Here is a 25,446-nt window from a genome sequence, read left to right on the forward strand (position 1 = left end):
CCCCGGCCTCGCGCCGGACGCGGCGTCCGCCGAAGAGATGCCTCGATGACCCCCGAACCCGGAACGCCCCGCGCCAAGGCCCGCTTCGGCATTGCCGGGCTCGACGATGTCCTGGCGGGTGGCCTCGCCCACGGCCGCGTCTACCTGCTCGAGGGCAATCCCGGCACCGGCAAGACCACCGTCGCCCTGCAATTCCTGCAGGAAGGCGCGGCCTGCGGCGAGCGCGGGCTCTACATCACCTTGTCCAGAATCCGAGACCGAGCTGCGCGAGGGCGCTGCCTCGCATGGCTGGTCGCTGCGACCGGAGATCGAGGTGGTCGAGCTGGTGCCGCCCGAGAGCCTGCTCGACGCCGACCAGCAGCAGAGCCTCCTCTATTCCTCGGACCTCGAGCTCGGCGAGACCACGCGCCTGGTCTTTGAGGCGGTGGAGCGTGCGCGGCCGGCGCGCGTCGTGCTCGACAGCCTGTCGGAGATCCGCCTGCTGGCGCAGAGCTCGCTCCGCTACCGCCGGCAGATCCTGGCGATGAAGCACTATTTCAACCGCCACGGCGCCACCGTCCTGATGCTCGACGACCTCACCACCGATTCGCAGGACAAGACCGTGCACAGCCTGGCGCATGGCGTGATCCGGCTGGAGGAGCTCGCCCCTCCTACGGCGCCGAGCGGCGGCGGATGCGGGTGATCAAGTATCGCGGCCAAGCCTATCGCGGCGGTTTCCACGACTTCGCCATCGACACCGGCGGCGTGCGCGTTTTCCCCCGCCTGATTGCCGCCGAGCACCGGGTGGATTTCGCCCGCAGCCGCCAGGGCAGCGGCATCCCCGGGCTGGACCTGATCCTCGGCGGCGGGGTGGAGCGCGGCTCGAGCACGCTGCTGCTCGGCCCGGCCGGCTCGGGCAAGTCGCTGCTCAGCCTGCAAGTCATCGCCGCCAGCGTGGCGCGCGGCGAGAAGGCGGCCTTCTTCGTCTTCGACGAGGAGCTGGGCCTGCTGATCGACCGGGCCCAGGTCATGGGCTTCGATCTCCCGGCCATGCAGGCGAGCGGCGCGCTGCTGCTGGAACAGGTGGACGCGGCGGAGCTCTCCCCGGCGAGATTCGCCCACCAGGTCCGGCACAGCGTGGATGCCGTCGGCATCCGCACCGTGGTGATCGACAGCCTGAACGGCTACCAGGCCGCCATGCCGGACGAACGCGACCTCATCCTGCACATCCACGAGATTGCTGCAGTACCTGAACCGGCAGGGCACCACGACCTTCCTGCCGGTCGCGCAGCACGGGCTGGTCGGCGACATGACGGTCTCGGTGGACGTCACCTACCTGGCCGATACGGTGATCCTGCTGCGCTATTTCGAGGCCATGGGCCGGGTGCGCCGGGCCATCTCGGTCATCAAGAAGCGCGGCGGCGCGCATGAGGACACGATCCGCGAATCCCGCATCGACGGCCGCGGCCTGACCATCGGCGCGCCGGTCGAGGCCTTCCAGGGCGTGTTGCGCGGGGTACCGATCTATGTCGGCGGCGAAGGCGGCGACCCGCTGCTCGACGCCCGGCCGGCGTGACGCCCGCCGGCCCCATGCTGTCCGAGCGCGCGCTGGTCCTCGCGCCGCTTGGCCGCGATGCGCCGCTCGCCGCGGCGCTGCTGCGGGAAGCCGGGATCGCCGCCGAGCCGGTCGGCGGCCTGCCGGCGCTGCTGGCGGCGATCGAGACGGGCGCGGGCCTTGCGGTGGTCGCCGAGGAAGCCTTCCGCGATGCCGACCTCGCCCCGCTCGCGGCGCTGCTGGCGCGGCAGCCGGCCTGGTCCGACTTCCCCTTCGTGCTGCTGACCGGCCGCGGCGGCGGGCCGGAGCGCAACCCGGCGGCGGTCCGGCTCTGGGAGGTCCTGGGCAATGCCTCCTTCCTCGAGCGGCCCTTCCACCCGACCACCCTGGTCAGCGTGGTGCGCGCCGCGCTGCGCGGCCGCCGCCGGCAATACGAGGCGCGTGCCCGGCTGGAGGAGGTCCGCCGCGGCGAGGAGGCGCTGCAGCGGGCCAATGCGATGCTGGAGGAAAGGGTCGCCGAGCGGACCCGCGCGCTCAGCGAGACCAACGACCGGCTGACCGAGCAGATGGCCGAGCGCGAGCGGGTCGAGGCGCAGCTCCGCCAGTCGCAGAAGGTGGAGGCGATCGGCCAGCTCACCGGCGGCGTGGCGCATGACTTCAACAACCTGCTCATGGCGGTGCTCGGCAACCTCTCGCTGCTGCGCAAGCGGCTGCCCGCGGAGGATGCCCGCATCCAGCGGCTGATCGAGGGGGCGATGCAGGGCGCCCAGCGCGGCGCGGCGCTGACCCAGCGGCTGCTGGCCTTCGCCCGGCGGCAGGAGCTGCGGCCGGAGGCGGTGGACCTCGCCGCCCTGGTCGAGGGCATGGGCAACCTGCTGCGCCGCTCGCTCGGGCCGCGGGTCGAGCTGGAGGTCGAGGCCGCGGCCGGGCTGCCCAAGGCGATGGCCGACACCAACCAGCTGGAGCTCGCCCTGCTGAACCTGGCGGTCAATGCGCGGGACGCGATGCCGGAGGGCGGGCGGCTCGGCATCCGGGTGGATGCGGTGCCGCCGCAGGCGGTGCCGGGCCTGCCGGGCACCGCGACCTGCTACCTGCGGCTGCGCGTCTCGGATACCGGAACCGGGATGGATGCGGCCACGCTGGCCCGCGCGGTCGAGCCGTTCTTCTCCACCAAGCCGGTCGGCCAGGGCACCGGGCTCGGGCTCTCCATGGTGCATGGCGTGGCGCGCCAGCTCGGCGGCGACCTCCGCCTCAGCAGCGTCCCCGGCGAGGGCACCATCGCCGAGCTGCTGCTGCCCGCCGCCACGGGCCCCGACGCCGCGGCGGCCGAGGCCGAGGGCGCGGCGACGGGCCTGGCCGCGCCGGCGCCGCCCTCCCGCATCCTGCTGGTCGATGACGACCCGCTCATCATCCGCAGCACGGCCGACCTGCTGGAGGATCTGGGCCACAGCGTGCTTGAGGCGGAGTCCGGCGCCAAGGCGCTGGCGATCCTGGCCGGCGGCGCGGCGGTCGACCTGCTGGTGACCGACTATGCCATGCCGGGCATGACCGGGCTCGAGGTCGCGCTGGCCGCGCGGCGCCTGCGCCCGGGGCTGCGGGTGGTGCTGGCGAGCGGATTCGTCGACCTCGCCGCCGGCACCCCGCCTGCCGACCTGCCGCGCCTGACCAAGCCCTACCGGCAGGATGAGCTGGCGCGGGTGATCGACCGGATGCTCGGCCCGGGCGCGGCGAGCCCGACCGCGCTCGGGCAGGCCGCCGGCCTGGCCGCGGGCGGCTAGGGCGGATGGCGCGAGAGGCTGCGCAGGGTCGGGTCGACGCCGGCGCGGTCAGGCGTCGTTGGCGCCTTCCAGCACACCGAGGAAATTCCGGCACCAGGCCCGTGCCCCCTCCTCGCGCACCGAGACGGCGCAGTCCTCGAAGCGCGCCCGGCGTTCCTCGCGGCGCATGCTCAGCGCCTGGTCCAGCGCCTCGGCGATCTCGTCGGGGTCGAGCGGGTTCACCAGCAGCGCGCCGGGCAGCTGCGCCACCGCGCCGGCGAAGCGGGACAGCACCAGCACGCCGGGGTCGTCCGGGTCCTGCGCGGCGATGTATTCCTTGGCGACCAGGTTCATCCCGTCCCGCAAGGGCGTCACCAACCCGACGCGGGCCATCCGCATGAAGCCGGCCAGCACGGGGCGCGCGACGGCGCGGGTCATGTAGCGCAGCGGCGCCCAGTCCGGCTCGGCATAGGCGCCGTTGATGCGGCCGACCCATTCGTCGAGCTCCCGCCGCAGCGCGCGGTACTGCGCGACGTCGCCGCGCGAGACCGGGGCGACCTGCAGGTAGGTGACCTTCGATCGGTGGCCCTTGAACCGCGCGAGCAGCTGGCCGTAGCCGCAGAAGCGCTGCGGCAGGCCCTTGGTGTAGTCGAGCCGGTCGACGCCGACGATCAGCGCGCGGTCGACGAGGGAGGTGCGGAAGCGCTCGGTCTCGCGCTTCTCCATGGCCTTCTCGGCCAGCGCCGTGAAGGGTTCGGCCTCGATCCCGATCGGGAAGGCCTGGACGCGGGCCGCGGCCTCGGCCTGCCCGGCCGCCGCCAGCGCCTCGCGCAGGTTGCCGGCGTCGTCCTCGGTCTGCACCCCGATGACGTCGTAGGCGGCGAGGTCGGCGAGCAGCTCCTCGGCCCGCGGCAGGGCGCAGAACAGCCCGCCCGGCGGGAAGGGCACGTGCAGGAAGAAGCCGATCCGCTGCCGCCCGCCGCGCCGCCGCAGCTCGGCGGCGAAGGGGAAGAGGTGGAAGTCGTGCGCCCAGACCGTGTCGTCCGGCCGCAGCATCGGCGCCAGCGTCGCGGCGAAGGCGGCGTTGACCTTGCGGTAGCCGGCATGATCCTCGCGCGAGAAATGCGCGAGGCCGAGCCGGTAGTGCAGTGTCGGCCAGAGCGAGCCGTTGGCGAAGCCCTGGTAGAAGCGGCGATAGTCCTCCCGCCCCAGGTCGAGCGTCGCATAGGTGATGCGGCCGACGCGTAGCTCGGTCGGCTCGGCCGCGGTCGCTTCGGCGATCTGGCCGGACCACCCGAACCAGAGCGCCTCCCGCCGGGTCAGGGCATCCTTCAGCGCGACGGCCAGGCCGCCCGCCGTGGCGCCGCGTTCCCGGGGGTTGGGGACGCGGTTGGCGACGATGACGAGGCGGTTCACGGATCGGTGCCGGCAGGTCCGGGAGGAGCAGCGGCCAGGGCCAGCCAGTCGCGCAGCGCGGCCGGGTTGCCGAAGGCATCCTGCAGCCGCCAGCCCTGGCCGCCGAAGCGGCGGGCCACCGCCATGCCTTCCTCGTCGGTCACGTCGTCGCCAATGAAGACCGGGACGCGGCCGGCGAAGGGCGGGCGGGACATCAGCGCGTTTACCGCGGTGCCCTTGGACGCGCCACGCGGCCGGATTTCCCAGGCCATGCGGGCCTCGAGCAGGGTGAAGCCCGCGGGGTCCTCCGCGACCAGGGAGGCGAGCAGCGCCTCCGCCTCCGGCCCGGCCTCGGGGACCTGGCGGTAGTGGACGACGAAGCCGTGCTCCTTGTCCTCGATCAGCGCCGCCGGGTAGCGGGCCAGCAGCTCCGCCGCCCGGACCCGCCAAGCGGCCGGTGCATGCGGCAGGTCGGTGCCGATCGGCGGCTGGCCGGGATCGGGACGCAGGGTGGCGCCATGGTCGCCGGCCATGGCGATCGGCACCGGCAGGAAGTGATCAAGGTCGCGCAGCGGCCGGCCGCTGATCACGGCCAGCGCGCCGGATAGTTCCTCCGCCAACCGGCGCAACAGGCCGGGCAACTCGGGGGGAACGCGGACGGCATCGGGCCTGGCGGCGATCTCCACCAGGGTGCCGTCGAAATCGAGGAGCAGCGCCGCACGTCCGATGGGGCCCAATCCGGGCACGCCTGGTGGCGGCGGCAGGAAGAAGGGTCCAGCCATCAGGCTGGACAAGGCCAGGGCGGCGTTGCGGTTGCGTCGCGAGACCGCGAGGCAGACCGAAAATGCCGCTACAGGATCCTAGCGGGGCCGGCGGACGACCTCGGGATCGGGCTGCCGCATCCCCCAAAGAGCCAGCGCCGGGGGCAGCACGCCGACAATCAGCCAGTGGATCAGCGCCGCCTGGCGGGCGAGCCAGCCGGCATCCCACAGCAGGACGCAGCCAAGCTGGACCACCATCATCCAGGCAACGGCGACGGCCAGGGCGCGCTGTTCGGCGCGCGCCTGCGGTCGGGAGGCTTCCCGCATGCGCGGCTTCCCTTCAAGCTGGCAAGGCGGTCGCCCCGAATGGCGACCATGCGTAGACAATACACGCAGCTGTGAAGAAAGCACACGAAAAAGGGAGCAAACCCATGCCCGATGACGCCCCGATGGATGCCCTGCGCCCCCTCACCGGCGGCCGCACCCTGGTCCGCCATGCCGAAGGTGCCGAGATTCGATGCCGGGCTGCGCGCCTTCTTCGCCTACCGCGACCTCGGGATGAAGGAGGCTTCCGGGGGCAGCATCGGCGCCAATGTCATCCGCGCGGTGCCGGGGACGCATGCCGAGCCGCATTGGCACTGGCATGAGGTGACCTTCCAGATGGTCTTCATCCTGAAGGGCTGGGTGCGATTCGAATACGAGGATGCCGGCGAGGTGCTGCTGCGTCCCGGCGACTGCGTCTATCAGGCGCCGCGGGTGCGGCACCGGGAGTTGGCGCATTCCGACGACCTGAAGCTGATCGAGATCACCGCCCCGGCCGAGTTCGAGACCCATGCCGGCGAATAGGGCGCGGCACGGTCGCCCCGCGCTGGACCCGCGCGGGGCCGCAGGCTAGATGGCGGGCGGCGGCCCCTGTGGCGGAACGGTAGACGCAGGCGACTCAAAATCGCTCGCCCGAGAGGGTGTGGGAGTTCGAGATCTCCCCGGGGGCACCAGCCGCACCACCCAGCCGGAACGACCGTTCACGACGCCGTTGGCGCCAGCGCTGGACAAGCGCGCCGGATCGCGCGAAAGACCCGTCCCTTCACAGAACACCCGGAGATTCGCCATGGCTTCGGCGCTCGACCGCATCGCCGACATCATCGCGGAGACGTCCGACGTCCCCCGCGAGAAGATCACGCCCGACAGCCATGTGATCAATGATCTTGGCATCGATAGCCTCGACTTCCTCGACATCGTCTTCGCCATCGACAAGGCCTTCGGCATCAAGGTCCCGGTCGAGGCCTGGACGCAGGAAGTCAATGCCGGCACCGCCCCGGCCGAGCAGTACTTCGTCATGAAGAACCTGGCGACCCGCATCGAGGAACTGGTGGCGGCCAAGTCGGCCGGGGCCTGAAGGCAAGGCCGTGCGGCTCGAATACTTCCAGATGATCGACCGCGTCACCGCGGTCGATCCCGAGAGCATCGCCGCCGAGGCGATCGTCCCGGCTGCGAGCCCGGTCTTCGAAGGGCATTTTCCCGGCCACCCGCTGGTGCCGGGCGTGCTGCTGGTCGAGACCATGGCCCAGGCCTCGGGCTACCTGCTGCTGGCCCGAGCCGGCTTCGCCCGCATGCCCTTCCTGTCGACCATCAAGGAAGCCAAGTTCCGCACCTTCGTCACCCCGGAGACGCGGCTCGAGGTCAGCGCGAGGCTGGAGCATGACGGCTCCGGCTACGCCGTCACCAAGGCCGCCATCACGGTCGCTGGCAAGCGCATCTGCGATGCCGAGCTGGTCTTCCGCACCCTGCCCTTTCCCGCCCCGGAGCTCGAGGCCGCGATGCGCGCCCAGGCGGAGCGGATCGGCCTGGCTGGACCGAGCGCATCATGACCGAGACCATCTGGATCACCGGCATCGGCCTGGTCTCCTCGCTCGGCGAGGGGACGGAGCTGCACCAGGCGGCGCTGGCCGGCGCCGCGCCGGTGGTGGATACAGAGGAATTTCGTACCCTACCCGGTGCATCCCCTGCCCGCCCTCGACCTCGACCGGCAGATACCGAAGAAGGGTGACCAGCGGCAGATGGAACCATGGCAGCGGCTCGGCACCTATGCCGCCGGCCTCGCCATCGACCATGCCGGCGCCCGGGACCTGGTGCGCGACATGCACCTGATCGTCGCCGCCGGCGGCGGAGAGCGGGACGTGGCGCTGGACGAGGCGGTCTGCGCCGAGCTCGCCAAGCTGCCCCCGGCCGACGCCGCTCGGCTGCTGAACGAGCGCCTGGCCAGCGGCCTGCGGCCGACGCTTTTCCTGGCGCAGCTGTCCAACCTGCTGGCCGGCAACATCTCGATCGTCCACGGCGTGACCGGCTCTTCCCGCACCTTCATGGGCGAGGAGAGCGCCGCCGCCGATGCGGTGCGCATCGCCGCCGCCCGGCTTGCCGAGGGCCGCGGCGGCATCGCGCTGGTCGGCGGCGCCTATGTCGCCGGACGCTGGGACATGCTGCTGCTCTACGGCGCCTCCGGCGAGCTCCGGCGCGGCGACTGGGTGCCGCTCGCGGCGCGCCAGGATGGCGCCGGCGGGCTGGTCACCGGCACCGCCGCAGCCTTCCTGGTGCTGGAGACCGAGAGCCACGCGAAGGCCCGCGGCGCACGTGGCATCGCCCGGCTGACCACGGTGCGCAGCGGCGCCGCCCGCCGCCGTGGCAGCGACACCGCCGAGGCGACGGCGGCGCGCCTGGCCGCCGGCCTGCCGCTGGCGCCGGGCTATGCCGTGCTGTCCGGCGCCACCGGCGCCGCGGTGCCGACCGCGGCCGAGGCCATCTTCCTCGCCGGGCTGCGCGATACCGGCCCAGCCCAGGGCAAGGTGGTGCAGAGCGCCGACCTGATCGGCCACCCGGTCGAGGCTGCCTTCCCTGCCGGTATCGCCCTCGGCGCCCTGGCCGTCGCCGCCGGCGAGGCACCGCAGGCCCTCGTCACCGGCTTCGGCGTCTGGCGCGGCGAGGCGCTGGCCCTGGTGGAGCCCATGGCATGAGCAAGATGCGCGACCATCTCGGCCGCCATGTGGTGGCCGTCACCGGTATCGGCCTGGTCACCCCGCTCGGCATCGGCGTCGCCGAGAGCTGGGCCGGGCTGCTGGCCGGGCGCTCCGGCATCCGCCGCATCACCCGCTTCCCGACCGACCACCTGCGCACCACCATCGCCGGCCAGGTCGACCTGCCGGAGGAGGCCGGTGCTCCGCCCCTCACCTCCCCCGCCCGGGTCGAGCGCATGGGCGCGCTGGCCGGGGCCGAGGCGATCGCCGCGGCCGGGCTCGGCGCCGACGGGCACTTCCCCGGCCCGCTCTTCATGGGCATGCCGCCGGTCGAGGTGGAATGGCCGCAGCGGCTCGACCTGGCCCGCGGCGACAACGGCGCCGAGAGCGGCCGTTACCCGGACATGGTCGCCGCCGCCGCCGGCCGGCTGGACCTGTTCGAGGGCGCGCTGTTCGGCGGCGTCGGCGAGCGGCTGGCCGACCGCTTCGGCACCGAGGGCGCGCCGATCTCGCTGACCACCGCCTGCGCCACCGGAGCGTCGTCCATCCAGCTCGGGATCGAGGCGATCCAGCGCGGCGAGAGCGCAGCCGCGCTCTGCATCGGCGCCGAGGGCAGCGTGCAGCCGGAGGCGCTGATCCGCTTTTCCCTGCTCTCGGCCCTGTCCACCCGAAACGAGGACCCCGCCAGGGCTTCGCGCCCCTTCGAGAAGACCCGCGAGGGCTTCGTCATGAGCGAAGGCGCCGCGGCGCTGGTGCTGGAAAGCCTGGAGAGCGCCGAGGCGCGCGGCGCCAAAGTGCTCGGCCTGCTGCTCGGCGCCGGGGAGCGGGCGGACAGCTTCCACCGCACCCGGTCGAACCCGGATGGCGCGGCGATCATCGGCGCCATGCGCGCGGCGATCGCCGATGCCGGGCTGGAGCCGAAGGACATCGACTACGTCAATGGCCATGGCACCGGCACGCCGGAGAACGACAAGATGGAAACGCTCGGCATGCGGGCGGTGTTCGGCGAGCAGGTACCGCCGATTTCCTCCAACAAGTCGATGATCGGCCACACGCTGTCCGCAGCGGGGGCGATCGAGGCGGTGTTCAGCCTGCTGACCATCCGGGACGGCATGCTGCCGCCGACCATCAACCACGAGACGCCAGACCCGGCGGTGGGGCTGGACGTCGTGCCGAACGTGGCGCGCGCGGCCAAGGTGTCGCGCGTGCTGTCGAACAGCTTCGGCTTCGGCGGACAGAACGTGTGCCTGGTGATCGGGGCGGCGCCGTGAGGGCCCTGCAGCTTTTCGGCGACCGCGACACGCGGCTGGTCGAGGTTCCCGACCCGGCCCCGCCCGGGCCGGGCGAGGTGCGGCTGCGCATGCGCGCGGTCGCGCTCAACCACATCGACGTCTGGGGCTGGCGCGGCATGGCCTTCGCCAAGCGCAACCTGCCGCTGACGGTGGGCGCCGAGGCGGTGGGCGAGGTGGTGGCGCTCGGCGCGGGTGTGACCGGCTGGCGGATCGGCCAGCTCGCGGTGCCCTATGGCGCGCTGACCTGCGGCCATTGCCGGGCCTGCCGGGAAGGCCGCGACAACCTCTGCGAGAACGTCGCGGGGGTGAAGGGCTTCCATGTCGACGGCTTCGCGCAGGAGCTGATGAACCAGGATGCGCGGCTGCTGGTGCCGGTGCCGGACGGCGTCGCGGTGAATGACGCCGCGTGCGCCGCCATCACCTTCAGCACCGTCGAGCACATGCTGTTCGACAACGCCAAGCTGCAGCCGGGCGAGACCATCCTGATCCAGGCCGCCGGATCCGGCATCGGCACCGTCGCGGTGAAGATGGCCAAGGCGATGGGCTGCACGGTGATCGCCACGGCCGGGTCGGACGAGAAATGCGCCCAGGCCAAGGCGCTCGGCGCCGACCATGTGGTGAACTACACCGACGACCGCTTCGAGAGCGTGGCGCGGAAGGTGACGAAGAAGCGCGGCGTCGACGTGGTCTTCGAGCATGTCGGCGCCACGACCTGGGCCGGCAGCCTGCTGTCGCTGCGCATGGGCGGGCGGCTGGTGACCTGCGGGTCGACCTCCGGCGTCTCGGCCGAGACCAACCTGATGATGATCTTCCAGCGCCAGCTCCATATCTTCGGCAGCTTCGGCGCCTCGATGCGGAACATCGCCGATGGGCTGGCCAAGATGGCGGGCGGGCTGACGCCGGTGCTGGACACGGTGACGCCGCTCGAGGGCTTCGCCGATGCGCTGAAGCGGCTGGAGAGCCGGCAGGTCTTCGGCAAGCTGGTCGTCACCCTTTAGCCATGCGGGCCATGCTGCGACGGGCGGCGGACCGCGCCGTCGCGGCCCTGGTGCGCGGGCTGTTCGGCCTGGTGCGGCGGCTCGGGCCGGACCGCGCCGCGGCGCTCGGGGCGTTCCTCGCGCGCAACCTCGGCCCGCTCCTGCCGGTGCAGCGCACCACGCTCGGCAATATCCGCCACGCCTTCCCCGAGCTGCCCGCGGCCGAGCATGCGCGGATCGCGCGCCAGGCCTGGGACAACCTCGGCCGCACGGCGTCGGAATACGTACATCTCGACCGGCTCTGGGACTTCGACCCCGATGCGCCGCGCCAGGGCCGCATCCGCATCGCGCCCGAGGTGGTCGCCCGCTTCATGGCGCTGCGCGATGACGACAAGCCGGCGCTGTTCTTTGCCGCACACCTGGCGAATTGGGAACTGCCGGCGATCGCCGCGGCGAAGCACGGGCTGCCGGCCGCGGTGCTCTACCGCACGCCGAACAACCCGCATGTGGCGCGCGACATCGTCGCGCTGCGGACCGAGAGCATGGGCCGGCTGATCCCGGCCGGGATCGAGGCGCCGATCCGCATGATGGAGGCGCTCGACCAGGGCCTGCATGTCGGCATGCTGATCGACCAGCGCTTCGGCCGCGGCCCGCAGGTACCCTTCCTGGGGCGGCCGGCCTTCTCCAACCCATTGGTGGCCCACCTCGCCCGCCGCTTCGACTGCCCGGTCCATGGGGCACGGGCGATCCGTGAGGCGGATGGCGGCTTCCGGCTGGAGCTGACCGAGGCGGTGGAGCTGCCGCGCGACGCGAAAGGGCGCATCGACGTGACAGCGGCGACCGCACTGATGAACCGCATTATCGAGGGCTGGGTGCGCGAGCATCCCGGGCAATGGCTGTGGATGCATCGTCGCTGGCGATAGGGCAAGCTTGACCCGAGAGGGAGAAAAACGACCATGCGGATCCTCGTCCTCGGCGCCGGCGCGCTCGGCGGCTATTTCGGCGGGCGGTTGCAGCAGGCGGGGGCGCAGGTCGCCTACCTCGTCCGGCCGCGCCGCCGCGAGCAGCTCCTCCGTGACGGCCTGGTCATCGAGAGCCCCTTCGGCAACGCCCGCCTGCCGGCGAGGGCGCTGCTGGCCGAGGAGGTCACGCCCGACTGGGACCTCATCCTGCTGACCTGCAAGGCCTATGATCTGGCCGATGCCATTACCGCCATCCGTCCCGCCATGGCACGCGGCACGGCGGTTCTGCCGGTGCTCAACGGCCTGTCCCACATCGACCGGTTGGCGGCCGAATTCGGCGCAGGCGCCGTTCTTGGGGGCCTGGCGAAGATCCAGGCGACCCTCGCCTCGGACGGCGCCGTGCGGCATCTGAATGACTGGCGATGGCTGACCTTCGGCGAGCTGGACGGCGAAATGTCGCCCCGTGTGCGGGCCCTCGCATCGCTCTTCGCCAGGGCCGATGGCATCGTTGCCACCGCCGTGACCGACATCCTGCAGCGGATGTGGGAGAAGCTGGCGCATCTCGGCACCAGCGCCATCGGCACGGTGCTGCTGCGGGCCAATACCGGGGAGATCGCCCGCAGCCCGGGCGGCATCGCCTTCATGCACCGGGTGCTGGAGCGCAACGCGGCGATCGCCGTGGCCAACGGCTACCCGATGCCGGACAGCTTCATGGCGGAGTTCCGCGCCCTGTTCGCCGATACCAAGGGCGGCTACGCCACCTCGATGCTGCGCGACCTGGAGGCCGGCGGCAGGATCGAGGCCGACCATATCCTCGGCTTCCTGCTCGACCGGGCGCGCGCCGCCGGCGTACCGCACGAGCTGCACGAGGCCGCTTTCCTGCACGCCAAGGCCTATGAGCAGCGGCGCGACGCCGGCCGCCTGCCGACGCGGAGCTAGGCTGGATTGCGCGTCTGTCTGAACGCGCAACCCGATCCACGGCATTGTTCGTCGCGCAGATTCACGCGTCCGGGCGTTCACGCCCTCCCGCGATCTGCTCTAAACCACGACCCGGTCGAGCGGCAGCAGCAGCTCGACCGTCAACCCTTCCTCCGGCCAGTGGAAGCTCGCCCTGCCGCCGAGCTGAGCGGCGCTCTGCGTCACCAGCCGGTGGCCGAAGCCACGGCGCGCCGGCTCGGCCACCGCCGGCCCGCCCTGCTCCCTCCAGCGCAGGCGGAGGCTGGCCTCGCCCGATTCCCAGTCGATCGCCACCGTTCCACGGTCGCGCGACAGCGCGCCGTACTTCGCCGCATTCGTCGCCAGCTCATGCATCGCCAACGCGATCGCCGGCGCAGTGGTCGGGCCGAGCTGCAGCTCCGGCCCGTGCAGGCATAGCCGCTCCGACATGCCATCGCCGCCGCCAAAGGGCTGCAGCAGCGCCCGCAGCAACGCCTCCAGCGTCGTGCCGGGCAGGCCGCCCCCTTCGCCGGCGATCGCCGGCCGGACCAGGTCATGCGCCCGCGCCAGGGCGCCGATGCGGCCGATCAGCGTGTCCCGCATCGTCTGCGGGGTGGTCGCGCCGCGGGCGCTGAAGCTGACCAGGCCGCTGACGATGGCGAACAGATTCTTCACCCGGTGATCCAGCTCGCGCAGCAGCTAGCTCGCGCGTCCGCTCCGCCCGCTTCCGCTCGGTCACTTCCTCGCAGACGATGCCGACGCCGGCGACCTCCTGCGTCTCCGGGTCGCGCAACGGGTAGAATTGCTCGACCCAGTCGCGCTGCACGCCCGGCGCCTTGGCAGTCTGGCCGGTGAACTCGATACCGGTGATGGTCTCGCCCTGATCCAGCACCCGGCGGAACAGCGGCTCGGCGGCCGATTGCAGGTCCGGCACCAAATCCCAGGCCAATCGGCCCAGATGCGCCTCGACCGGGAGACCGTTGATCTCGGCCAGGGCCTCATTCACCCGGACGAAGCGCATGCGGCGGTCGAACTGCGCCAGGCCGAGCGGCGCCGAGCGATACAGCATCTCGAGATCCGCCAGCCGGCGGCGGGCCTCGGCCTCGCTCTGTCGGCGCGCCGACCTCGGCGGCATGCCGTGCCGAGAGGTCGTAATGCGTGCCGCTCAGCACCACCGCCCGGCCCTCGGCATCGCGCTCGATCACCTCGCCACGCGACAGCACGGGGATCCAGCGGCCATCCGCGTGGCGCACGCGCAGTTCCACCTCGAATCGGCTGCTCACGCCGTCGGTCCCGGCTTCCGTCTGGTTGCGCAGGATCTCCTGGTCCTCCGGATGGACCAGGGTGCGCCAGACGGTCATGGGCACCGTCTTCATCGGCGGCAGGCCGAACATCTCGCACCAGCGGACCGTGACCTCCAGCAGGTCGGTCCGCAGGTCGCGCTGCCAGGCACCAAGCTCGGCCCCGGCAAGCGCGACTTCCAGCCGGCGATGCGCGGTGGCCAGCCGCGACTCGGCCCGGGTGCGGCGGGTGATGTCGACCAGCACGGCGGAGATCAGCTGGAACCCCTCCAGCTCGACGCAGCGGGCACGGACCAGCATGGCCTTCGGCGCGCGGTCGCGCATCGCCAGCCGGGCATCGAAGACCTCCGGCCGCTCGCGGCTGGTCACCGCGGCCAGGCGGCGGCAAAGCTCCTGGCCGGCCCGGCCCTCCAGCGCCGCTTCCCAGACATCCGGCAGCCGCTCGGGCCGGCAGCCGAGCAGGCCGGCCGCCTCGGCATTGCCGGCAAGCACGCCCAGGCCCGGTCGGTCGAGGATGACGGTCGCCACGGGAATAAGGTCCAGCATGCCGGCCAGACCGACGGCGCTCGGGGATCGGCGAAGGGAAGTCTGCGTCAATGCGGGACCAAGGGCGGAGAAAGGACAGGCATGGTGCGCCGGGCGGTGCCGGCAGCGACAGCGCGGCGCTGGAGAGGACGTTCCGGCCGCGCAGGATCGAAGCACGCAAATTGCCGGAGAGCACCCCGAAAGTTTCTTCACAACGCAGTGATTTAAATTCTTTTGAAATAAGCCGGCTTCGCTGTGCCGCCCTCCGCACCCGCTTCAGCCGCCCCGCAGCATGCGGATGATGCCGGAGAAATCGGTGTCGCCGCCGCCCTCGGTGACGAAGCGCTCGAACAGCGCCAGCGCCTGCGCGCCGAGCGGCGTCGCCGCCCCGGCGCTGGCCGCGGCCTCCTGGCTCAGCCTCAAGTCCTTCAGCATCAGCGCGCCGGCGAAGCCGGGCTTGTAGTCGCGGTTGGCCGGGCTGGTCGGCACCAGCCCCGGCACCGGGGCAATAGGTGGTCATCGCCCAGGACTGGCCAGAGGACTTGCTGACCACGTCGAACAGCGCCTGGTGCGACAGGCCGAGCTTCTCCGCCAGCACCAGCGCCTCGGAGGCGATGATCATGTTGGCGGCCAGCATCATGTTGTTGCAGACCTTGGCCGCCTGCCCCGCCCCGGCCGCGCCGCAATGGACGATGGTGCGGCCCATCGCGGCGAGGATCGGCTGGGCGCTGGCGAAGGCCTGGTCCGGCCCGCCGACCATGAAGGTGAGCGTCCCGGCCTCGGCGCCCATGGTGCCGCCGGAGACCGGGGCGTCAAGCATCGGCCGCCCCGCCTCGGCGGCGACCGCGCGGGCGGTGTCGACATCGATGGTCGAGCAGTCGATCAGGATGGCGCCCGGCGCGCTGGCCGCCGCCATGCCGCCGGCGCCGAGCCAGGCATCGCGCACATGCTTGCCGGCCGGCAGCATGGTGACGACGAAATCGGCGCTGGCGGCGGCCGCGGCGGCGCTGGCGGCGGGCGTCCCGCCGGCGGCGGCGAAGGCCTCCAGCGCCGCCGGCACCAGGTCGTAGCCGGCGACCTGGTGGCCGGCCTTGAGCAGGTTGCGCGCCATCGGCCCGCCCATGTTGCCGAGCCCGACGAAGCCGATGCGTGCCATCTGTCTCTCTCCCCTGAGGTCGGCGGCAGGGTAGGCAAGCCTCAGCCCGGCGTCACCCCGGGCCTGCCGGCCTCCACCACGAAGCGCCCGCGGTCCTCGCGCGGCGCGTCCGGGCGCATCACGTAGGGCACCGCGCGGAAGGTCACCTCCATCCGCGCCGGCGTCGCCTCGTGCAGCGTATAGCCGCGGCGGTTGTGGAAATGGGCGATATGTGGGTTGCGCCGCAGCACCTCGGGCGTCGAGGCCAGCACCTCCGAGCCGTCGCCCTCGCTGGTGATGCTGGTGCCGGTGAACTCGGTGGCGACCGCCGGGCTCGCCTCGTCCAGCGGGTCGAGCCGCAAGGTGCCGGCCCAGGCATTGTGGACATCGCCCGAGAGCACGACGGCATTGGCGACCCCCCGGTCGCGGAGTCCCTGCAGCAGCCGGGCGCGGGCCGCCGGCGCGGCATCCCACTTGTCCATCGAGATGGCGCCGCGCGGGAATTCCCGCCGCATGAGCATCACCTGCTGCGCCAGGACCTGCCAGGTCGCCTGCCCCAGCCCCTCGAGCAGCCAGCGCTCCTGCACGGCGCCCAGCATCTGCGCCTCGGGCCGCGCCACCGCCGCGCAGGGCGGGCCGGTGACGTCGCCGCAGGGCTGGTCGTCGCGGAAGCTGCGGGTGTCGAGCACATGCAGGTCGAGCAGGCGGCCATAGCGCAGCCGGCGATAGGCGGTGATCTCCGGCCCGCGCGGCAGCAGCGCGGCACGGACCGGCATGGCCTCGTACCAGGCCTGGAAGGCGGCGGCCTTGCGCAGGGCGAAGACCTCGGGCGGCACCAGCACGGGGTGGCGGGCGCTGAGGCCGTCCTCCTCGCTGACGGCGCCGGCCCAGTTGTTGTCGACCTCATGGTCGTCGAAGCTGCAGACGAAGGGATGCGCCGCATGCGCCGCGGCCAGGTCGGGGTCGAGGTGGTACTCGGCGTAGCGGCGACGATAGTCCTCCAGCGTCTGCACCTCTTCCCCGGCATGGGTGCGGACCGGCTGCGGCGGGCCCCAGCCGGGCTGGCCGGGGACGCGGCCGCGGGTCTCGTAGATGTAGTCGCCGTAGTGGAAGACGAAGTCGATGTCCTCCTCGGACGCCGCGTGGCGCCAGGCGGTGAACCAGCCATGCTCCAGGTGCTGGCAGCCGGCATTGAGGAAGCGGAGCCGGGCGGGCGCGGCATCCGGCGCTGGCGCGGTGCGGGTGCGGCCGGTCGGGCTCACCTCGGCGCCGGCGCGGAAGCGGTACCAGTAGGGCCGCCCCGGCTGCAGCCCGGCGACCTCGACATGGACGGAGAAGCCCAGTTCCGGCCGGGCCCATGTGGTGCCGCGGGCGGCGATGCTGGCGAAGCGGTCGTCCCCCGCCACCTCCCAGCCCACCGGCACGGCCGCCACCGGCATGCCGCCGAGCGGCGCCAGCGGGTCGGGCGCCAGCCGGGTCCAGAGCACCATGCCATCCGGCCAGGGATCGCCGCTGGCAACGCCGAGCCGGAAGGGGTAGCGGCCGAAGACCGGCTGGGCGCCGGCGGGCTGCGCCACGACAAGGGCGGTAAGGCCGAGCGCCCCGCGCAACAAGCCGCGGCGATGCAGGTCGAGGATGTGGCGGGCGGTGCTGTCCATGGCGGTCTCCCTGCCCGCCATCCTGCCCCCATGGCGCGGCCGGCGCATGCGCGCTTTCATGACGGCGATGGAGGAGGACGACGTGACCCCAGGCCTTGCCCAGCCCGCCGAGCACCTGCCCCGGGCCGGCGACTTCCTGCTCTACCCGCCGACCATCCAGCCCTGGGGCTACCGCATCGTCGACCGGCTCTTCGCCCATCGGGTGGTCCCGCGCGGCACGCCGCGACCCTGGCCGCGCGGGGCGGCGCTGGCCGGCCTCGATGCGGACGGGTTCATGGAGCGAAACTTCCTCGCCGGGCTGCTGGTCATCAAGGATGGCGCGATCCGGTTGGAACGCTACGGCCTTGGGCTGCAGCCGGCTGACCGCTGGACCACCATGTCCACGGTGAAGTCGCTGACCGCGGTGCTGGTCGGCGCCGCCATCCGGGACGGCGCCATTGGGTCGGTCGCGGCGCCGGTGACCGGCTTCCTGCCGAAGCTGCGCGGCACGGCCTATGAGGGCGTGACGCTCGAGCACCTGATGACCATGTCCTCCGGCACCGCCTGGACCGAGGTTTATTCCGACCCCGACTGCGACGTGAACCGCTACAGCCGGTCGCTGGCGGACAAGGTGCCGGGCGGCGTGCTGCGGATGATGGCGGCGCTGCCGCGGGCGCAGGCACCCGGCAGCGGCTTCCTTTATAATTCGGGCGACACCTTCCTGCTCGGCGCCTGCGTGACGCGGGCGGTGGGGCGTCCGCTGGCGGACTACCTGGCGGCGCGGATCTGGCAGCCCGCGGGGATGGAGTACGACGCCTTCTACACCCTGGAATCGGAAGGCGGGCAGGAGATCGGCGGCAGCCGCGCCGGCATGGCGCTGCGCGACTTCGGCCGGCTGGCGCAGCTGGTGCTGGACGACGGCGTCATCGCCGGACAGCGGGTGCTGCCGGAGGGCTGGGTTGCGGAGATGGCGCGGCCGCGCTTCGCCGTGCCGCAGCCCTGCCCGCCCGGCATCGGCCACTACGGCTACTGCTGGTGGCTGGGCGACGGGCTGATGTCGGCGGTCGGCTTCGCCGGCCAGCGGATCGACATCCTGCGCGACGAGGGCCTCGCCATGGTCACGCTCGGCGCCTTCCCGCAGCCGCCGCATGTCCCGCAGGAGCAGGAGCGGGCACACCGCCAGGCGGTCCTGGACTTCCTCGGCGCGGTGCGGCACGCGCTGGCGTGACGCGGTATGGGGGAGACGGGCGCATGCGGGCGATCATCATCGGCGGCGGCATCGGCGGGCTGACCACGGCGCTGGCGCTGCACGCGGCGGGCATCGGGGCCGAGGTCTACGAGAGCGCGGCCGAGGTCCGGCCGCTCGGCGTCGGGATCAACCTGCAGCCGCATGCGGTGCGGAAGCTGACCGAGCTTGGCCTGGGCGAGGCGCTGGCCGCGACCGGCGTCGCGACGCAGGAATTCCGCTACGCCAACCGCTTCGGCCAGACCATCTGGACCGAGCCGCGCGGCCTGGCGGCGGGCTACCACTGGCCGCAATACTCCATTCATCGCGGCCGGCTGCAGGTGCTGCTCTGGCGGGAAACCGAGGCGCGGCTCGGCGCCGCGCGGGTGCAGGCCGGCAAGCGGCTGGTGGACTTCACCCAGGACGCGGCCGGCGTCACGGCGCGCTTCGCCGATGGCAGCACGGCGCAAGGCGACGTGCTGATCGCCGCCGACGGGATTCATTCGGCGGTACGCGCCAGCTTCTTCCCGGATGAGGGCGCGCCGAAATGGAACGGCGCGCTGCTCTGGCGCGCGACCAGCATGGCCCCCTCCTTCCTCACCGGCGCCTCGATGGTCCAGGCCGGCCACCGCGACACGAAGTTCGTCTGCTACCCCATCGGCACCGCGCCGGACGGCCGCAGCCTCGTCAACTGGATCGCCGAACAGCGCTTCCCGGCCGACACCCCCTGGTCGCGCGAGGACTGGAACCGGCCAGGCCGGACCGAGGATTTCCTGCCGATCTTCGCTAACTGGAATTTCGGCTGGCTGGACGTGCCGGTGCTGATCCGCTCGGCCGAGGCGGTCTACGAATTCCCCATGGTGGACCGCGACCCGCTGCCCTGGTGGACCCGCGGCCGGGTCACGCTGCTCGGCGATGCGGCGCATCCGATGTACCCGATCGGCTCGAACGGCGCCTCCCAGGCCATCCTCGACGCGCGCTGGCTCGCCTTGCAACTGGCGACGCGACCGAACGCGGAAGCGGCGCTGGAGTCCTATGAGGCGGTGCGCCGCCCGGCCACCGCTGCGGTGGTCGAAGCCAATCGCGGCGACGGACCTGACCGGGTCATGGATATCGTCCATGCCAGGGCCCCGGACGGCTTCACCGATCTGGATGCCTTGGTCACCCGTGCGGAGCTGGAGGCGACCGTCATGGGCTACAAGCGGCTGGCCGGCTTCGACCCGGAAACGCTGAACCGGCGCGAAAGCTGGTCGGTGGCGGCTGCCGCCTGAGGCAATCCCTGGCGCGGGATTGAACGCGGGCAGTCCTATCCCTTGATTCATCGCAGCGGGCGCGAGGGCCCGGCGTGCTAGCGAAGGCGCACGAGACCGGAGGGATTCGATGGAACAGACCCAGACCGTGGTCGCGCAGCCCATGCGCTACCTCGACAAGGCCCTGGGAGCGTTGCGCGATCTCGGCCTGCCGCTACCCCCGCCGGCGGCGGAGGCGACGCCGATCACCGGTCTGCTGTCGCAGCTCGGCGACCTCGACCCGGACCGCGTCACGCTGATCGCCCGCGTGCTGAACCAGGCGACCGTCTTCAACGAGGTGGTGCGGGAGCAGATCCGCGCCATGGAGATCGCCCAGCGCTACGAGGTCATCACCAACAGCTTCAACTCCATCCGCGACGACGCGAAGGAGATGGTGAACCAGCTCTCGGATGGTCGCATCTCGACCGGAGAGAAGCTGCGCAACATGTGGATGAACGCGACGCGCGGCGACATCTCCTCCCGCTTCGGCAAGATCCGCGACACCTACATGGAGGTCTCGCGCGACACCAAGACCAATATCGACCGGGAACGCGCGATCCTTGAGGCCTATCGCGACTTCCGCGGGGCGATGAAGCAGGCGGAAGTCCTGACGCTCGAGCTGCTGAAGACCGCCGAGGGCAAGCTGGCCGCGGCCAAGGCGGCGGTCGAGCAGGCCGGCGCCGCGGTGGATGCCGCGGGCAGCGTCGAGCCGGCGCAGCGCGCCCAGCTCGAGATGGCGCGCGACGAGGCGCTGCGGACGCTGCAGAACGAGGACGGGCGCTACCAGATCTGCAAGGACCTGGCCGACAACATGGTCGTCTCCTACAACACCTCCGAGGTCATCATGGCCCGGCTGGTGCAGACGACCTCGGCGAAGGAGCGCGTCTACCAGCAATCCGTCAGCTTCTTCTCGACCAACGAGGCGGTGCTGACCGCCCTCTCCGCCTCCTTCGCCGGGCTGCACGGGCTGCATGAGAGCACCCAGACGCTGAACGCCATGAAGAAGGGCGTCGACCAGTCTTTGGAGGTGCTGGCCGATATCGGCGGCAAGGTGCAGGAGGAAGCGCTGCGCGCCGGCTACGGCCCGACCGTCTCCGCCGCCGCGGTGCAGAAGCTGGTCGACAGCGTGGTCACCTACCAGGACCGCTCGCGCGAGATCATCGCCGAGATGCGCGAGGCGGCGACGCGGAACTCCGAGGAGATCCGCCGCTCGGTCGAGGAGGCCAAGCAGCGCATGGCCCGGCTGGCGCAGCAGGGCGCCGCGCTCGCCCTGCCGCCGCATGGCTGAAACCATCCGATCGTCGGAGGATGCAGGCCTTCGGCCGAGCACCGGAGTCGTCAATCATCTGGCAAGCAATGCGGCGCGCCCGGCGCCGGCACCCGCGCTGGACGAAACCATGCTGGCGATGGATGTGGTGGACACGCTCCGCCACGCCGACCGGCTGGTCGAGCGCGAGCTGGAGGGCGATGCCCGCCGCGCCGCGCTGAAGCAGCGGCTGCGGGAGATCTATGCCGGCCAGGGCATCGCGGTGCCGGAGACGATCCTCGACCAGGGCGTGGCGGCGCTGGAGCAGCACCGCTTCACCTACACGCCGAGCCCAGCGTCCTTCGGCCGCAGCCTCGCCACGCTCTGGGTCACGCGGGCGCGTTGGGGCCGCGCCGTCGGCTTCGCGCTGGCTGCGCTGGTGCTGGCCGGCGGCGGCTGGTGGTTCGGCGTGCATGTTCCGGCCGAGCGCACCCGTGTGGCCGAGCAGCAGAAGCTGCGGGAAGGACTGCCGCGCGCTCTGCAGGCGGAATACGATCGCGTGCTCGCTGCGACCACCCTGCAGGGCCCGCGCGACCGTGCCGCCCGGCTGCTGGCGGAAGGCCGCGCCGCGGCCGGGGCCGGCGCGCTCGGCGATGCCCGCGCGCGGCTCGCCGGGCTGCAGACGCTGCAGCGCGACCTCGCGCAGGACTACCGGATCCGCATCGTCTCCCGCCCCGGCGAGCAATCCGGTGTCTGGCGCGTGCCGCAGGCCAATCCGCGCGCGCGCAACTTCTACCTGATCGTCGAGGCGTTGGACCGCGACGGAAGGCCGGTCGAGGTGCCCGTCACCTCGGAGGAGGACGGCACCACCGCGCGCGTCGCGAAATGGGGCCTGCACGTGCCAGAGGCTGAATTCGAGCGGGTGCGGCAGGAGAAGCTGCGCAGCGGCCTGATCGGCGACCCCGTGGTCGGCCAGAAGCGCGCCGGGGAGCTGGAGCCGCGCTGGTCCATCCCCGTCACCGGCGGCGCGATCCTGAAGTGGTGACCCGGACATGCTGAGCGGCTTCGAGCTCCTCGACAGCGTCGACGACCGGCTGCACCGGGCCGAGCAAGAGGCGCAATCGGCCGAGGCCGAGGCGGCCACCCTGCAGCAGCGGCGGGCCGCGGTGCGCGCGGCCCAGGCCGAGGCGCTGCGGAGCCTTGCCCAGCTGCGCGCCCAATCGCTGCGCGACGGCGGCGCCGCGCTGGGCCGGCTCGACGTGGCGGAGGAGGAGGTGCGCGTCCTGCTGCAGGCGCGCGGCGAAGCCGCGATCGCCGCCGGTGCAGTCCTTGCCGAGCGCCGCGCGGCGTTGGACGCCGCCCAGGCCGAGCGCGACCGCCGCGCCGCGGCGCTGCAGGCGGCCGAGGCAACGCAGCATGCGGCGCTCGACGCCGCCCGCGCCCGAGCCGAGGCCGATCCGGAATTCCAGCGGCTGCGCGCCGGCGCCGAGGAGGCCGCGCGGATCGCCCAGCATGCCGAGGAGAAGGCCGCCTTCGCGCGTGAGGACCTGGCCACCAAGGGCAGGCCCTATCTCGAGGATCCACTCTTTGCCTATCTATGGCGCCACGGCTGGGGCACCGCTGCCTATCGCGCCGGGCCGCTGACCCGGCTGCTGGATGGCTGGGTTGCCCGCATCGCCCGCTACGAGGCCGGCGCGGCGCAATTACGCCCTGCTGGAATCGCTGCCGGCGGGGCTGGCCGGCCATGCCGCGCGGATGCGCGAACAGGCGGCGGCGACCGATGCGACGTTGGCCGCCCGAATGCGCGGCCTGGCTGGCCTGCCGGAGGGTGACGACCTGGCGGCGCCGCGCGAGGCGCTCGACATGGCCGAGGCGGCGCTTGAAGCCGCCGCCCGCCGGGCCGAGGAGGCCCGCGTGGCGCTGGCCGGGCAGGAGGACGCCGCACTGCGCGAGGCGACCGCGCGGATGGAGGCGGCGCTCGCAGCCGAGAGCCTGCAATCTTTGCGCGCCGCCGCCCTGCGGACCCCGATGCGGGAGGATGACGAGGTAGTTGCCCGACTGGAAGCCGCTGCCGCCGAGGCGGTGCGGCTGGACCGCGCCTTGGCCGGCGCCGAGGCCCAGGCCGTGGAGGCGCGGCGACGGGCCCAGGAAGTCGCGGCGATCCGGGAGGAGATGCGCAGCCGCGGCGTGCGGCGCGACCATTGGGGGTTCAACGACGGCGCCCTGGTTGGGGTGCTGATCGGTGACCTGCTGCGCGGGACGCTGTCGCGCGACGGGTTCTGGGACCGGCTCGAACGCCAGCGGATACCACGGCAGGACCCCTGGGGCACCGGCGGTGGCGGCGGCCCCTGGTCGGGCGGTGGCGGTGGCGGGCCCTGGAGCGGCGGCGGCTGGGGCGCGCCTTCCGGTGGCGGATTCGAAACCGGGGGCGGGTTCGGCGGCGGCGGCTTTCGCACCGGCGGGGGAATGGAGGGCGGCCCCGGCGGCGGCGGGTTCAGGACCGGTGGCGGGTTCTGATCAGACCGGCACGTCGCCCGGCGGCTTCAGCGCGGTGAGCACGAAGGAGCTTCGCGTCTCCTTCACTCCCGGCATGCGCAGCAGCGCCTTCAGGGCGAAATCCGCATAGGCCTCGAAGTCGGCCGCCAGGACGTGCAGCAGGTAGTCCATCTCGCCACTCATGGCATAGGCGGCCAGCACCTCCGGCCGTTCGGCCAGGGCCTTGTGGAAGCGCTCGACCACTTCCTCGGCGTGGCTTTCCAGCGCCACCATGACGAAGGCCTGGAGCGGCAGGCCGAGCCGGCTCGGGTCCAGCACCGCGGCATAGCGGGCGATCACCCCAGCATCCTCCAGCCGTTTCACTCGGCGCTGGCAGGGGGTGGCGGAAAGCCCCACTTGCTCGGCCAGTGCGACCACGGGCAGGCGGCCGTCGCGTTGCAGCGCGCGCAGGATGCGGCGGTCGATCGCATCCAGCTCGATGGTGACTTTCGCCATGGATTTGCTCCGGGCCGGTGGTATCCGCCAAAGATGGCTCCGCAAGCGGGCATCTTCGCCGAAAACCCCTCCCCTGCTCGGGCATTCTTATGGCCAGGATGGGAGCGGCCGCGATGGAAGGAAGCCTTTGCGACTTGCCGGCTGGCCTGCGCGGCGACTACGCCGCGGCCGGCCCCGATTTCACCCTGCCGCAGGATTGGGCCGCGTATACGCCGGCCGACCATGCGACTTGGCGCACCCTCTATGCTCGCCAGGCGGCGCTGCTGCCGCCCCATGCCGCCACCGCTTACCGCGAAGGCCTGGCGCGGCTGGACTTCACCGCCGGCGTGCCGGACTTTGCCGAGGCCACGGCGCGGCTGCGGGCCGCGACCGGTTGGTCGCTGGTGGCGGTGCCGGGGCTGCTGCCCGACGACGCCTTCTTCGCCCATCTCGCCGCCCGCCGCTTCCCCGTGACCCGCTGGATTCGCCGGCCGGAGGAGCTGGACTACATCGTAGAGCCCGACATCTTCCACGACGCCTTCGGCCATGTGCCGCTTCTGACCCAGCCAGACTTCGCCCGGTTCCTCGAAGCCTATGGCCAGTTGGGCGATGCGGCGGCGCGCATCGGCGCGCTGAAGCCACTGGCGCGGCTCTACTGGCACATGGTCGAGTTCGGCCTGATCCGGGAGGGCGGCGCGATCCGCGCCTATGGCGCCGGCATCCTGTCCTCCTCCGCCGAGACGCTGCACGCGACAACGGGCGCGGCGGCGCGTCGCCTGCGCTTCGACCTGCGGCGGGTGCTGCGCAGCGACTACTTCATCGACCACCTGCAGCCGACCTATTTCGTCATCGACGATTTTTCCAAGCTGTTCGGCGCGATGCGCGACCTGCCGGCACAGCTGGCAGCAGCCCGCGATGCCGCGCCGATTCCACCCGGCGCCGCCGCACCAGGCGACCAGCCCATCCCCTGAGGAGATATCCATGGACATCCCGCCCGACCGCACGCCGCTCGCCGGCGTCATCTCCGAGGCCAATCCGATGGGCACGGACGGCTTCGAATTCGTCGAGTTCACCGGCCCCGACCTGCCGGCGCTCGAGGCGCTGTTCACCCGGCTCGGCTTCCAGGCGGTGGCGCACCACCGCAGCAAGCAGGTGACGCTCTGGCGCCAGGGCGACGTCAACTTCATCCTGAACGCCGAACCGGAGAGCTTCGCCCAGGCCTTCCAGCGGGTGCACGGCCCCTGCGCCTGCGCCATGGCCTTCCGCGTGGCCGATGCGGCCGCGGCCTACAAGCGGGCGATCGAACTGGGCGCCAAGCCGGTGCTCGGCCGGGTCGGGCCGATGGAGCTGAACATCCCGGCAATCGAGGGCATCGGCGGCAGCCTGCTCTATTTCGTCGACCGCTACGGCCCGCGCGGCAGCATCTACGACGTGGATTTCCGCTGGGTGGAGGGCGTCGAGGCCCGGCCCCGGGGCCAGGGCCTGACGGTAATCGA

At 72.3% G+C, this 25,446-nt stretch carries 29 protein-coding genes, 1 tRNA gene and 2 pseudogenes; 22 read left to right on the forward strand and 10 right to left on the reverse strand.

Annotated features, from left to right (window positions below):
- The first annotated feature begins 45 nt into the window (after positions 1-45).
- Genes ACQ86J_RS06055 through ACQ86J_RS06075 form a run of 5 tightly spaced genes read left to right on the forward strand, consistent with a single transcriptional unit; the run spans position 46 to position 3,312 of the window.
- Positions 46-420 (forward strand): ATPase domain-containing protein, encoded by a 375-nt coding sequence (locus ACQ86J_RS06055; protein ID WP_431270410.1) that lies wholly within the window; start codon positions 46-48, stop codon positions 418-420.
- Positions 308-682 (forward strand): ATPase domain-containing protein, encoded by a 375-nt coding sequence (locus ACQ86J_RS06060; protein ID WP_431272312.1) that lies wholly within the window; start codon positions 308-310, stop codon positions 680-682. Before ACQ86J_RS06055 ends, ACQ86J_RS06060 begins: the two co-directional genes overlap by 113 nt.
- Positions 673-1,410, forward strand: coding sequence for an ATPase domain-containing protein (locus ACQ86J_RS06065; protein WP_431270411.1), 738 nt, complete (start codon positions 673-675; stop codon positions 1,408-1,410). Before ACQ86J_RS06060 ends, ACQ86J_RS06065 begins: the two co-directional genes overlap by 10 nt.
- Positions 1,355-1,555, forward strand: a complete 201-nt coding sequence (locus ACQ86J_RS06070; RefSeq protein WP_431270412.1) for a hypothetical protein — start codon at positions 1,355-1,357, stop codon at positions 1,553-1,555. The genes ACQ86J_RS06065 and ACQ86J_RS06070 overlap by 56 nt, the downstream gene beginning before the upstream one ends.
- Before the next feature lie 14 nt (positions 1,556-1,569).
- Positions 1,570-3,312, forward strand: a complete 1,743-nt coding sequence (locus tag ACQ86J_RS06075) for an ATP-binding protein (protein ID WP_431270413.1) — start codon at positions 1,570-1,572, stop codon at positions 3,310-3,312.
- Positions 3,313-3,360: 48 nt separating this feature from the next.
- Here ACQ86J_RS06075 and ACQ86J_RS06080 read toward each other — a convergent pair whose 3' ends face one another.
- The 3 genes from ACQ86J_RS06080 to ACQ86J_RS06090 form a co-directional block, all read right to left on the reverse strand.
- Positions 3,361-4,707, reverse strand: a complete 1,347-nt coding sequence (locus ACQ86J_RS06080) for an alpha,alpha-trehalose-phosphate synthase (UDP-forming) (RefSeq protein ID WP_431270414.1) — start codon at positions 4,705-4,707, stop codon at positions 3,361-3,363.
- Positions 4,704-5,480 carry a trehalose-phosphatase gene (gene otsB / locus ACQ86J_RS06085; RefSeq protein ID WP_431270415.1) on the reverse strand — a complete coding sequence of 259 codons (777 nt, stop codon included), beginning with the start codon at positions 5,478-5,480 and terminating at the stop codon, positions 4,704-4,706. Before otsB ends, ACQ86J_RS06080 begins: the two co-directional genes overlap by 4 nt.
- Positions 5,481-5,546: 66 nt before the next feature.
- A complete protein-coding gene (locus tag ACQ86J_RS06090) occupies positions 5,547-5,774 on the reverse strand; it encodes a hypothetical protein (RefSeq protein WP_431270416.1) in 228 nt (75 codons plus the stop codon).
- 168 nt (positions 5,775-5,942) lie between these two features.
- On the opposite strand from ACQ86J_RS06090, the gene ACQ86J_RS06095 reads away from it, so the two are divergent.
- The 10 genes from ACQ86J_RS06095 (at position 5,943) to ACQ86J_RS06140 (ending at position 12,625) form a co-directional block, all read left to right on the forward strand.
- On the forward strand, positions 5,943-6,293 hold the full coding sequence (locus tag ACQ86J_RS06095) for a cupin domain-containing protein (RefSeq protein ID WP_431270417.1): 351 nt from the start codon (positions 5,943-5,945) through the stop codon (positions 6,291-6,293).
- Positions 6,294-6,355: 62 nt separating this feature from the next.
- A tRNA-Leu gene (locus tag ACQ86J_RS06100) sits at positions 6,356-6,442 on the forward strand.
- Between the two features lie 113 nt (positions 6,443-6,555).
- Positions 6,556-6,843: an acyl carrier protein gene (locus ACQ86J_RS06105; protein ID WP_431270418.1), complete on the forward strand. Its 288-nt coding sequence runs from the start codon at positions 6,556-6,558 to the stop codon at positions 6,841-6,843.
- A 10-nt stretch (positions 6,844-6,853) separates the two neighbouring features.
- Positions 6,854-7,315: a 3-hydroxyacyl-ACP dehydratase FabZ family protein gene (locus ACQ86J_RS06110; RefSeq protein WP_431270419.1), complete on the forward strand. Its 462-nt coding sequence runs from the start codon at positions 6,854-6,856 to the stop codon at positions 7,313-7,315.
- Positions 7,312-7,494, forward strand: a complete 183-nt coding sequence (locus ACQ86J_RS06115; protein WP_431270420.1) for a hypothetical protein — start codon at positions 7,312-7,314, stop codon at positions 7,492-7,494. The genes ACQ86J_RS06110 and ACQ86J_RS06115 overlap by 4 nt, the downstream gene beginning before the upstream one ends.
- A complete protein-coding gene (locus ACQ86J_RS06120; protein ID WP_431270421.1) occupies positions 7,442-8,455 on the forward strand; it encodes a beta-ketoacyl-ACP synthase in 1,014 nt (337 codons plus the stop codon). Before ACQ86J_RS06115 ends, ACQ86J_RS06120 begins: the two co-directional genes overlap by 53 nt.
- A complete protein-coding gene (locus ACQ86J_RS06125; RefSeq protein ID WP_431270422.1) occupies positions 8,452-9,726 on the forward strand; it encodes a beta-ketoacyl-ACP synthase in 1,275 nt (424 codons plus the stop codon). The genes ACQ86J_RS06120 and ACQ86J_RS06125 overlap by 4 nt, the downstream gene beginning before the upstream one ends.
- Positions 9,723-10,745 carry a zinc-binding dehydrogenase gene (locus ACQ86J_RS06130; RefSeq protein WP_431270423.1) on the forward strand — a complete coding sequence of 341 codons (1,023 nt, stop codon included), beginning with the start codon at positions 9,723-9,725 and terminating at the stop codon, positions 10,743-10,745. Before ACQ86J_RS06125 ends, ACQ86J_RS06130 begins: the two co-directional genes overlap by 4 nt.
- A 2-nt stretch (positions 10,746-10,747) precedes the next feature.
- Positions 10,748-11,647, forward strand: a complete 900-nt coding sequence (locus ACQ86J_RS06135; protein WP_431270424.1) for a lipid A biosynthesis lauroyl acyltransferase — start codon at positions 10,748-10,750, stop codon at positions 11,645-11,647.
- Positions 11,648-11,680: 33 nt separating this feature from the next.
- Complete coding sequence (locus ACQ86J_RS06140) at positions 11,681-12,625, forward strand: ketopantoate reductase family protein (RefSeq protein WP_431270425.1); 945 nt, start codon at positions 11,681-11,683, stop codon at positions 12,623-12,625.
- Positions 12,626-12,724: 99 nt separating this feature from the next.
- Here ACQ86J_RS06140 and ACQ86J_RS06145 read toward each other — a convergent pair whose 3' ends face one another.
- From ACQ86J_RS06145 to ACQ86J_RS06170, 6 genes and pseudogenes are all read right to left on the reverse strand, one after another.
- Complete coding sequence (locus ACQ86J_RS06145) at positions 12,725-13,288, reverse strand: sensor histidine kinase (protein WP_431272313.1); 564 nt, start codon at positions 13,286-13,288, stop codon at positions 12,725-12,727.
- Complete coding sequence (locus tag ACQ86J_RS06150) at positions 13,176-13,691, reverse strand: PAS domain-containing protein (protein WP_431270426.1); 516 nt, start codon at positions 13,689-13,691, stop codon at positions 13,176-13,178. Before ACQ86J_RS06150 ends, ACQ86J_RS06145 begins: the two co-directional genes overlap by 113 nt.
- Positions 13,621-14,469 carry a PAS domain-containing protein gene (locus ACQ86J_RS06155; protein ID WP_431270427.1) on the reverse strand — a complete coding sequence of 283 codons (849 nt, stop codon included), beginning with the start codon at positions 14,467-14,469 and terminating at the stop codon, positions 13,621-13,623. The genes ACQ86J_RS06150 and ACQ86J_RS06155 overlap by 71 nt, the downstream gene beginning before the upstream one ends.
- 255 nt (positions 14,470-14,724) lie before the next feature.
- Positions 14,725-14,949, reverse strand: coding sequence for an NAD-binding protein (locus tag ACQ86J_RS06160; protein ID WP_431270428.1), 225 nt, complete (start codon positions 14,947-14,949; stop codon positions 14,725-14,727).
- 28 nt (positions 14,950-14,977) lie between these two features.
- Positions 14,978-15,604, reverse strand: a pseudogene (locus tag ACQ86J_RS06165) (NAD(P)-binding domain-containing protein); the annotation flags it as partial.
- Between the two features lie 41 nt (positions 15,605-15,645).
- The gene (locus tag ACQ86J_RS06170; protein ID WP_431270429.1) at positions 15,646-17,241 is read right to left on the reverse strand and encodes an alkaline phosphatase D family protein; all 1,596 of its coding nucleotides are present in this window, start codon (positions 17,239-17,241) and stop codon (positions 15,646-15,648) included.
- Here ACQ86J_RS06170 and ACQ86J_RS06175 point away from each other — a divergent pair.
- From ACQ86J_RS06175 to ACQ86J_RS06195, 5 genes are all read left to right on the forward strand, one after another.
- On the forward strand, positions 17,240-18,448 hold the full coding sequence (locus tag ACQ86J_RS06175) for a serine hydrolase domain-containing protein (RefSeq protein ID WP_431272314.1): 1,209 nt from the start codon (positions 17,240-17,242) through the stop codon (positions 18,446-18,448). The two genes, ACQ86J_RS06170 and ACQ86J_RS06175, sit on opposite strands and share 2 nt — an antisense overlap.
- A gap of 23 nt (positions 18,449-18,471) precedes the next feature.
- The gene (locus tag ACQ86J_RS06180; RefSeq protein ID WP_431270430.1) at positions 18,472-19,716 is read left to right on the forward strand and encodes a flavin-dependent oxidoreductase; all 1,245 of its coding nucleotides are present in this window, start codon (positions 18,472-18,474) and stop codon (positions 19,714-19,716) included.
- 109 nt (positions 19,717-19,825) lie between these two features.
- Entirely contained in the window at positions 19,826-21,022 is a 1,197-nt protein-coding gene (locus tag ACQ86J_RS06185; RefSeq protein ID WP_431270431.1) for a hypothetical protein, read from the forward strand.
- A gap of 109 nt (positions 21,023-21,131) precedes the next feature.
- Complete coding sequence (locus ACQ86J_RS06190) at positions 21,132-22,025, forward strand: DUF6384 family protein (protein WP_431270432.1); 894 nt, start codon at positions 21,132-21,134, stop codon at positions 22,023-22,025.
- Positions 22,026-22,645: 620 nt separating this feature from the next.
- Complete coding sequence (locus ACQ86J_RS06195; RefSeq protein WP_431270433.1) at positions 22,646-23,497, forward strand: hypothetical protein; 852 nt, start codon at positions 22,646-22,648, stop codon at positions 23,495-23,497.
- On the opposite strand, the gene ACQ86J_RS06200 is transcribed toward ACQ86J_RS06195, so the two are convergent.
- Positions 23,498-23,971 carry an Lrp/AsnC family transcriptional regulator gene (locus ACQ86J_RS06200; protein ID WP_431270434.1) on the reverse strand — a complete coding sequence of 158 codons (474 nt, stop codon included), beginning with the start codon at positions 23,969-23,971 and terminating at the stop codon, positions 23,498-23,500. It abuts the gene before it with no gap.
- 113 nt (positions 23,972-24,084) lie between these two features.
- On the opposite strand from ACQ86J_RS06200, the gene phhA reads away from it, so the two are divergent.
- On the forward strand, positions 24,085-24,921 hold the full coding sequence (gene phhA / locus ACQ86J_RS06205) for a phenylalanine 4-monooxygenase (RefSeq protein ID WP_431270435.1): 837 nt from the start codon (positions 24,085-24,087) through the stop codon (positions 24,919-24,921).
- 67 nt (positions 24,922-24,988) lie between these two features.
- Positions 24,989-25,330: pseudogene (locus ACQ86J_RS06210) on the forward strand (4-hydroxyphenylpyruvate dioxygenase); the annotation flags it as partial.
- Positions 25,331-25,446 lie beyond the last annotated feature (116 nt).

It is taken from the genome of Dankookia sp. P2 (assembly GCF_050632255.1).
Taxonomy (GTDB): Bacteria; Pseudomonadota; Alphaproteobacteria; order Acetobacterales; family Acetobacteraceae; genus Paracraurococcus.

Excerpts from the sequence above, each read along its gene's own strand:
- ACQ86J_RS06055 (WP_431270410.1), top strand. The coding sequence starts at position 46 with ATGACCCCCGAACCCGGAACGCCCCGCGCCAAGGCCCGCTTCGGCATT.
- ACQ86J_RS06065 (WP_431270411.1), top strand. The coding sequence starts at position 673 with ATGCGGGTGATCAAGTATCGCGGCCAAGCCTATCGCGGCGGTTTCCAC.
- ACQ86J_RS06070 (WP_431270412.1), top strand. The coding sequence starts at position 1,355 with ATGGGCCGGGTGCGCCGGGCCATCTCGGTCATCAAGAAGCGCGGCGGC.
- ACQ86J_RS06075 (WP_431270413.1), top strand. The coding sequence starts at position 1,570 with ATGCTGTCCGAGCGCGCGCTGGTCCTCGCGCCGCTTGGCCGCGATGCG.
- ACQ86J_RS06090 (WP_431270416.1), bottom strand. The coding sequence starts at position 5,774 with ATGCGGGAAGCCTCCCGACCGCAGGCGCGCGCCGAACAGCGCGCCCTG.
- ACQ86J_RS06095 (WP_431270417.1), top strand. The coding sequence starts at position 5,943 with ATGCCGAAGGTGCCGAGATTCGATGCCGGGCTGCGCGCCTTCTTCGCC.
- ACQ86J_RS06105 (WP_431270418.1), top strand. The coding sequence starts at position 6,556 with ATGGCTTCGGCGCTCGACCGCATCGCCGACATCATCGCGGAGACGTCC.
- ACQ86J_RS06115 (WP_431270420.1), top strand. The coding sequence starts at position 7,312 with ATGACCGAGACCATCTGGATCACCGGCATCGGCCTGGTCTCCTCGCTC.
- ACQ86J_RS06125 (WP_431270422.1), top strand. The coding sequence starts at position 8,452 with ATGAGCAAGATGCGCGACCATCTCGGCCGCCATGTGGTGGCCGTCACC.
- ACQ86J_RS06135 (WP_431270424.1), top strand. The coding sequence starts at position 10,748 with ATGCGGGCCATGCTGCGACGGGCGGCGGACCGCGCCGTCGCGGCCCTG.
- ACQ86J_RS06140 (WP_431270425.1), top strand. The coding sequence starts at position 11,681 with ATGCGGATCCTCGTCCTCGGCGCCGGCGCGCTCGGCGGCTATTTCGGC.
- ACQ86J_RS06150 (WP_431270426.1), bottom strand. The coding sequence starts at position 13,691 with ATGCTGTATCGCTCGGCGCCGCTCGGCCTGGCGCAGTTCGACCGCCGC.
- ACQ86J_RS06155 (WP_431270427.1), bottom strand. The coding sequence starts at position 14,469 with ATGCTGGACCTTATTCCCGTGGCGACCGTCATCCTCGACCGACCGGGC.
- ACQ86J_RS06175 (WP_431272314.1), top strand. The coding sequence starts at position 17,240 with ATGGCGGTCTCCCTGCCCGCCATCCTGCCCCCATGGCGCGGCCGGCGC.
- ACQ86J_RS06170 (WP_431270429.1), bottom strand. The coding sequence starts at position 17,241 with ATGGACAGCACCGCCCGCCACATCCTCGACCTGCATCGCCGCGGCTTG.
- ACQ86J_RS06180 (WP_431270430.1), top strand. The coding sequence starts at position 18,472 with ATGCGGGCGATCATCATCGGCGGCGGCATCGGCGGGCTGACCACGGCG.
- ACQ86J_RS06185 (WP_431270431.1), top strand. The coding sequence starts at position 19,826 with ATGGAACAGACCCAGACCGTGGTCGCGCAGCCCATGCGCTACCTCGAC.
- ACQ86J_RS06190 (WP_431270432.1), top strand. The coding sequence starts at position 21,132 with ATGCTGGCGATGGATGTGGTGGACACGCTCCGCCACGCCGACCGGCTG.
- ACQ86J_RS06200 (WP_431270434.1), bottom strand. The coding sequence starts at position 23,971 with ATGGCGAAAGTCACCATCGAGCTGGATGCGATCGACCGCCGCATCCTG.
- phhA (WP_431270435.1), top strand. The coding sequence starts at position 24,085 with ATGGAAGGAAGCCTTTGCGACTTGCCGGCTGGCCTGCGCGGCGACTAC.